This is a genomic window from Pseudomonas sp. NBRC 111131, assembly GCF_001320525.1.
Taxonomy (GTDB): domain Bacteria; phylum Pseudomonadota; class Gammaproteobacteria; order Pseudomonadales; family Pseudomonadaceae; genus Aquipseudomonas; species Aquipseudomonas ceruminis.
This window is the reverse complement of record NZ_BCBH01000068.1, coordinates 1-6,469: the sequence shown is the minus strand read 5'-3', so window position 1 is coordinate 6,469 and position 6,469 is coordinate 1. Positions and strand designations below refer to the sequence as shown.

The 6,469-nt window shown below is 55.2% G+C and carries 4 protein-coding genes and 2 pseudogenes; 2 read left to right on the top strand and 4 right to left on the bottom strand.

Translation table 11 applies throughout. The annotated features are described in order from the left end of the window. The first annotated feature begins 300 nt into the window (after positions 1-300). Entirely contained in the window at positions 301-930 is a 630-nt protein-coding gene (locus APH34_RS28080; RefSeq protein WP_236183100.1) for a DUF6338 family protein, read from the top strand. 541 nt (positions 931-1,471) lie between these two features. Here APH34_RS28080 and APH34_RS28075 read toward each other — a convergent pair. Continuing rightward, on the bottom strand, positions 1,472-3,145 hold the full coding sequence (locus APH34_RS28075) for an SIR2 family protein (protein WP_009681499.1): 1,674 nt from the start codon (positions 3,143-3,145) through the stop codon (positions 1,472-1,474). A 171-nt stretch (positions 3,146-3,316) separates the two neighbouring features. Here APH34_RS28075 and APH34_RS28070 point away from each other — a divergent pair, with 171 nt between their 5' ends. Continuing rightward, positions 3,317-3,718: a GNAT family N-acetyltransferase gene (locus APH34_RS28070; protein WP_009681500.1), complete on the top strand. Its 402-nt coding sequence runs from the start codon at positions 3,317-3,319 to the stop codon at positions 3,716-3,718. 365 nt (positions 3,719-4,083) lie between these two features. On the opposite strand, the pseudogene APH34_RS28065 reads toward APH34_RS28070, so the two are convergent. The 3 genes and pseudogenes from APH34_RS28065 to APH34_RS28055 all read right to left on the bottom strand — a co-directional run. Beyond that, a pseudogene (locus tag APH34_RS28065) lies at positions 4,084-4,434 on the bottom strand (transposase); the annotation flags it as partial. Further along, the gene (locus APH34_RS28060; RefSeq protein WP_009681502.1) at positions 4,401-5,540 is read right to left on the bottom strand and encodes a glutathione-independent formaldehyde dehydrogenase; all 1,140 of its coding nucleotides are present in this window, start codon (positions 5,538-5,540) and stop codon (positions 4,401-4,403) included. The gene APH34_RS28060 and the pseudogene APH34_RS28065, both read right to left, overlap by 34 nt. Positions 5,541-5,804: 264 nt before the next feature. Beyond that, positions 5,805-6,401, bottom strand: a pseudogene (locus APH34_RS28055) (IS5-like element ISPst5 family transposase); the annotation flags it as partial. Between the last annotated feature and the right edge of the window lie 68 nt (positions 6,402-6,469).

Here is a 6,469-nt window from a genome sequence, read left to right as displayed (position 1 = left end):
GACTTACACTCAGGAAGATCCTGATGCTAGAGGCAAAGCGAGCAGTATGCAACAGCAACACACCCACTCGGGTGGGGGCATCGCCCGACTGGGCGGCTCCGCGATCACAACTCAACAGGGATGAAAGCTACTTCAGGTCCAGTAATAAGGTGCTAGGGTACTCAAGGTCGGTACTGTGATGCAGTTGAGAGCTGCGCTTATGAACGCGGAGCGCTAGCCCTGCCTCTAGCCCGCCATCTATGAAAAAACGATACCTCTAACAGATGCATCGCCGCTATATTGATGGCAAACGGGCATCACTTGGCGGTACAGGCATTGGAAGACCTAGCGACAAAAATTCTGCCCTTGGTTCAGATGTTGATACCAGGCTTCATCACTACCATGATTTTTTACTGGCTGGCCGACGTAAAAAAGCCAGGTCAGTTTGAGCGTACGGTACAGGCGCTGATTGGTACCGGCATCATCACCATCATCGTGTCAGGAATTTCAAAGGTCCTGCTGTGGATGGGTGACCATTGGTTCGATATTGGTTTATGGACCACAGACGTAGAGAGCGCGTGGGGGATCGCACTCGCGGTATGCCTAGGCTTGGGACTGTCATACGCGTCCAACCATGACTATCTATACGGGATTGCCAGGCAGCTTGGACTCACATCACGTGCCTCATACCCGGAATGGGTCTACGCATTTCGCAAGCGATCTGGGCATAGCGTAGTGTTGACTCTGCTGGATGGCCGACGCCTCTTCGGATACCCCCAAGTGTGGCCAACTGATCCCGCCACAGGCCATTTTCTGATTACACAGCCGTGCTGGCTAGATGAGCAGGACGAATGGGTCGAAATGCCGGGAATTGAGAGTTATTTAGTCTCAAATTCCGACGTTTTGATGGTTGAGTTCCTTGAGCTACAGGAGACAACGAATGACCAGTAAGAGCGACACAAACAAAAAGCATGTGGTGGAGCGAGTCAGTAACGAGGGGATGAATGTTAGCCCGCCAGCACCAGTTAACGTTCGCCCCGCTACACCACCGCCTTCGCCGCCTAAAGCGCCCAACAAGTAGAGGTGACCAATGTACGAAGAAAGAGGGATATCGCCACAGCCACGCCGGCCAAGCGGCAGCGAGCCACAGCGTCCCAGTCCGGTAAGCCAGCGGCCATCCACCCCACCTAAAGCCCCGCCCGCCCCTCCACGTCGGAACGGATGACGCGCTTAGCTCTCCACCCTGTGCCAGCCCGGGTTAATCGCTACTCCAAATCACTCTATGTAAGGATTCAGCATGTCGAATCATGCAGGAAAGCCCACCTCAGTCAACGGTGGAGTGAGCAAAGAGACAACGAGCCAGCGCCCTGCAACTCCACCAAAGGCGCCGCCTCCCGCGCCTAAGAAAAAGTAGGGTTCAACGGCGACGCAGGAAACAAGCGCGAATCGGGTAGAATTGCTCGACTCCGCAGCAGGCGTTCCTGCTGCGCCGTTACCCCCTAAAGGACGCAGTCGGCGTAATTGTAGGTGGTAAGCTGGACACGATTTGGATGATCCCATCTACGATGTTTTTTGCCATTCGCTGAGATACTTCTGCGTCACCCCTCGAATGAACGATGCTGTTCCTGATGTGTACCCACTCGTGCAGTCTAGGGAGCCACTCAGATTGGATTACGCTTTGGCTAACAGCATTTTTTATCATTCCCAGCAGCGACTGGTGATTTGGCCTTGTCGCACTGTCCTCGTCTCTGTATCGCATCACGCTCCGCAGTTCACCCTCAAGATAGGTAACCGCCGATACGATCGCCGCACGGTACTCCCTTACCCTCAGAAGCCGGCGGGCCTCATCCAATTGAGAGTTACGATCTGATGGAAGCTCCCTTTCCAGGGTTGTAATCAGATCTAGGGCGAAATCTTCTGACTCAGAGGTCAGCAGATCAGGCCGATAAATCACCGTGACGTCCTCCAGAGCAAGAGGCAACTGCTGACCTTTCCTCATCACTACAATCAGTTTGAGCGACCTGCCCTTCTCCTTCCTCGACGCCGCGCGACTGATCGCCATCTTCAATTCAACCATTGTCCAGTTGGACGACAGATCAATGACCATTGCAATCGACCGGTCGATGAGTGCGTCCAGCTTCGCGATAACCATATCCCCTGGGGAAATCACTCCGTCAGCCGTAATCGGGACAAGGTTGATATCCTCCAAGGCGGGAAATACCTGGTCTTTGTAGAAAGGCAGGACTTCCAACGGCAGCGAGAAGAAGCAAAGCCGCGATGGCGCTGACCGTGGTAGCGACAGTTCTTGCATCGTCCGCTCTTCAGTCGGCTTCATCACGGTGAAAGCTTCATCCCTGAGAAGCTCTCGCAGCTCATCAAAAGCTGCCGCTAGGATTTCACCGTACTTGTCTCGTGTGCCCGGCAGATTGATCACCTTTACCCCGCGGCGCTCGAACCGCGAAATATCGGACTGATTCGCGCCTAAAACGATCGTGTAGGCAAATCGTCTGGTGCGCCCCAGGCGCTGCGATACCACATGCCAAATCTGCCGGAAATCTGGATCGTCGAGACTGTACCCGACCAATACCGCAGTCTTGGTGATCAGCAAATTCGCGAGGTAGGTTGCGAACAGCGGATAGTTCGCGAGAAAGCCGTCGTAGTCAGCCTCCGTGACCACCATCCTTCTCGGATGGTGAAGGTCGCCATGGAGCTTGAGCAGGTTCACACCGGCCTTGGATGAATTCAGCGACAGCTGCTCCTCTTCAAGGATCGGATAAACAACATTGGGCCCAAGCCGGTACTCCTGCTCCAGCAAAAAATCGAAATTCGTTGTGCAGACGATATCGAACGGGATGGAGCAGAAGCTCTTGTGCGCTGCCCCGGGCTGGGCTTCGTGGATCAGCAACACTTGTGTGAGCTTGTCCATCAGCCTCGCCCGGCCCAGCTCATGCTCGTAAGCAGAAATCGCGTCGAGGGCCCCACTGGAATTGAAGTCAATAAGATCGTCTTCGAGAAGCTTACCTAGCTCCCCCCAAAGCGGAGGTCTCTGACCTGACGTGACATGGGCATTCAAGGACATACCGGCCCCGATGATTGGCAGCCATCTGCCGTTTACGAGGTCGTCGAGGACAGGCTTGGGAAAGTACTTGAGGTAGGTTGTGGTCACTGCTAGATCCCTCTTGAGCAGCGCCGGACAATATCAGTAATGGCACTGGGATGCCACGCTCCCATGCCTCAGCAGCCTGGTTAAAAGAGGGAAAAATCTCATTGGCAGAAGTCTACATAAGTTTGAAATCCTGAATCGCCCCGAACTCGTTAGGAAGACATCAATGCCTATGTGACTGCTACGCTGCAGCCCGGCCATATCACCGCGATGCTCGAAGATACGAGCTACCGCTGCTGGGTAGTGGAGTCCGATTCCAAGGTGCAAGGCATCGCGATGTTGGATCTGCATCCGGAGCCTATTGGCGTTGAAGCAGCCGACGCCGCTCAGACAGCTGAGCTTAAGCGATGCTATATCTACCCAGCCCTTCATGGCACAGGCGCAGCAAGTGCTTTGGTCGAGCAAGCCATTGCCAGCTATCACGGAGCGTTCAGGTTAACAGTTGCTGATCAGAACCTTCGGGCACAGGCGTTCTATAAAAAACATGGTTTTGTCGTGGTGGGTGAAACGCAATTTTTATGTGGAACTGACGTACACCGAGACCTGGTAATGCTACGCCTACCGCCCAAGCAATAGTCTATAGTCGCGCCATTCGATCGTTTGCTCCCAACGCAATCCCGACGAGGGCATAATGACATTTCTACTTAGCCGCCATAGCGACATCTCTACTTAGCCTTGACAAATGAACATGGGGACCCGTGCGAGTCTCAATTCGCACGACGTGCCGCCTATGTGTCGTTTCGACAGCATGTCCAACGACTGCGCGTGAGAACCATCGATCAGGTCGCCGATGGGGTAAAACATATCGAGCGGCTGATGCCTGCAAATCTCTCAGAAATCCTGGCAAGTTGCTGGGATGGTTCAGTGACGTGCCATGCAGCAACCCCAAGATGGCCCAACTGCAGGCAGCGAAACTCATTTCGCAGGGAAATCTCTGGCGTCTTGCTTCTCAGGGTATATTCGCCGCCCAGCAGTCTCTGCTTGATCGCCCGATAGCCCAGCTCAATTTCCCAGCGTTGACTGGAAAGGTCGACGATCTCCCCACCCGGAAAGCGCAGCGGGTCGACCATCGAAGTCAGTACGCTTACCATTTTTCCCTTGATCATCTTGCGCAACAACCGCGCTCGCATTTCGAGCGGACGACAGGTGGTATGTGGTCGGTAAATACATAGCGGCCATACTGTAAGCCCGAGTAGGCGGGTCTTTGGGCTGACGCCCGGCGATATCGTCAGGGCGTCAGATCCATACAGCCGTTCGATCAGGCTGCCGGCTTCAGAATGACCTTTGTCCAACCCTCATCTCGCGCATCGAAATGCTTGTACGCATCGGGCCCTTCCGCCAATTTCAGGCTGTGAGAGATGATCTGCGAAGGCTTGGCGCGGTCGTGCTGGATCAGCTCCGCGAGCCTGCGGTTATAGGCTTTGACGTTGGCTTGCCCGGTGCGTATCTGCTGGCCCTTGAACCAGAACGCGCCGAAATCGAAGGCCATTTTACCTTCCTTCGCCAGTTCATTTTTCGCGCCCGGATCCTGAGGAACAAACACCCCGACGACGCCGATGCCACCCGTGGCCTTGGTGGAAGCTACCAGGTTGTTCATCGTCAGGTGATTGACCTCATGGCCGTGTTTGTCACAGCACTGGTACCCCACACACTCACAACCTCGATCAGTGCCTTTGCCGTGAGTCAGGTTGAGGATCTGATCAACCGCCTCTTTCTCCAGCGAGTTGATTGGCGTGGCCCCCATCTGCGCGGCCAATTTCAATCGATCCGGATGGTTGTCGACCACGAACACTTGCGAGGCGCCTTTGATCATCGCGGCATGAGCTGCCATCAGGCCCACTGGCCCTGCACCGTAAATGGCGATGCTTTCACCCGGCATCAGGCCAGCCAGTTCAGTGGCATGCCATCCGGTGGGGAATATGTCTGACAGCATGACGTAGTCGTTTTCTTTCTCTTGCGCATCCTCTGGCAGCACCAGGCAATTGAAGTCCGCATATGGCACACGCAGCAGTTCTGCTTGACCACCCTGGTATGAGCCCATATCGGCAAACCCGTAAGCAGCACCAGCACTGCCGGGGTTGGCCGTGAGGCAGAAACCGGTCAAACCTTTTTCACAGTTTTCGCAGAAACCGCAGCCGATATTAAATGGCAAACAGACGCGATCACCTACCTTGATGCGATCTACGCCGGCGCCGACTTCGATGACTTCTCCGAGGTTCTCGTGACCGAAAACACGTCCCGTCTCCATCGAGGTGCGGCCCTCGTACATATGCAGGTCAGAGCCGCAGATATTGGTAGTGGTGATGCGCACTACGGCGTCGGTAGGTTTTTCGATCTTGGCGTCTGGGACATTTTGCACGCTGACGTCGCGTGGCCCGTTGTAAACGATGGCCTTCATTAGACTCTCCTGTTCAAGCGACGATGAGGGGGGGTCGTCTGCTTACAGGACATCTGTCTAGTTCTACGAACGTATGTTCCACAAATCGAGCTATGACCAGACGAGTGGTGATGCCGTCGCCCGCGCGTGGCGGCCCTTGAATTTGCAGCTCGTGACGAAATTAGACAGTTGAACGCCATAGGAGCAATATGGCTACGACACCCCTGTCAATCAGCGCCTCACGTCCCTCATGAGCGCCCTGATGCACTGGCCAATTACCGCTCGCGCAACGTTGGCTGCCGTCCCCACCACGCTGTGCACCAGACCTGACTCGGCATCCGCGCCGATGTGAGCCTTCATGCCGAAGTAATACTGATTGCCCTTCTTGGTCTGGTGCATTTCCGGGTCACGCTTACCGTCCTTGTTCTTGGTCGAACTCGGCGCATGGATCAGCGTGGCAACGACGATGGTGCCCTGGCGCAGCGACAGGCCCCGATCGCCCAGGTAACCATTGATCACCGCCAGAATCCCGGCCGCCAACTCGTGCTTCTCCAGCAGGCGACGGAAATTGAGGATGGTGGTTTCGTCGGGAATACGCTCTAGGTTCAGCCCGGCAAACTGGCGCAAGATTGTGGTCTCGTACAGCGCCTCCTCCATCGCCGGATCGCTGTAGCCGAACCAGTTCTGCATCAAATGTACGCGCAGCATCGCCATCAGCTGATACGCCGGACGACCACCTTCACCCTTGGGGTAGTGCGGCTCGATCAGGGCAATCAAACCCTTCCAGGGTACGACCCGATCCATCTCGATCAGGAACAGTTCCTTCCGGGTTTGCTTGCGCTTACCGGCGTACTCGACGTCGGCGAAGGTCATTTGCTTCATCGGGAAACTCGGGCAACGGGATCGGCGTATTTCACCAGATTCGAGAAGTCTTTTTCAGACCATCCCTA

What these genes read in the sequence shown, in the direction of transcription:
- APH34_RS28060 (WP_009681502.1), bottom strand. Translation starts at nt 5,540, where the DNA reads ATGAAGGCCATCGTTTACAACGGGCCACGCGACGTCAGCGTGCAAAAT.